The sequence below is a fragment of the Oleiphilus sp. HI0061 genome, from assembly GCF_001635675.1.
On record NZ_LWFE01000144.1, the window covers coordinates 1 to 791 of the forward strand.

Below are 791 nucleotides of genomic sequence, written 5' to 3' on the forward strand. Positions count from 1 at the left end.
CCAAACCAGATAGTGCGCTCCAAGGTATGGGTGTCTCATCGACTCGATTAGTTGACTCGATTGTTGGGTAGCTTGCATCTGCGCTAGAGCGCTGATAGATATTCAATGCCGCACGGAACTTATCACCACGATCATCTTTTTCACTGGCGACAACCAGTAGGTTTCTATCAGGGATAGCCAAGCCACCTTCAGGGCCCACACCCGCAGGTAGGGTTTGCTTGTATACAGGCTGCTCTGGGTTACTGACATCGTAAACAAATACTAGGTTAGCACGTTCAGAGTTGACGAATAAGTAAGGCGTACCACCGAAGCTAGCAACTTCGATATTCTCAGGCTCGTTACCTTTGTTTCCAGAACGAGCATCTGGGTAGTGGCCGAAGCGAACTGCCATGTGGTCCAGGTCGTTGCCGGAAGAGTAAACCACTTCACCTTGCTTGTTGAAGATTGTGAAGCCACGGCTGCCACCGTCTAAATCACCTTCATCGGCAGTGGCGAAATATTCAGTGTCAATCCAAGATACGCCATCAGGCTCACGAGGAATATCGTTTAAGCTCTCGCTTAATGAAATAATGGCGGCATCTTCTTCTGTGTTGTCGATGTTTTCAAGATCAACGGTACCCGCTGAGAAGTCTGCGCTAACCGTGGCTGTTTCCAGGTCAACTAATAAAATGTGGTTGTTTTCCTGAAGTGTGACAACAGCGATATTGTCACTGTTGATATCGACATATTCTGGCTCAGGGTCTGCTGCGTACAGGTCAGCAATTCCGGTGATGTCTAGAGTTTGGCTTGTC

At 48.3% G+C, this 791-nt stretch carries 1 pseudogene; it reads right to left on the bottom strand.

Annotation, left to right across the window (positions count from 1 at the left end):
• A pseudogene (locus A3735_RS30090) lies at window positions 1–791 on the bottom strand (alkaline phosphatase); the annotation flags it as partial.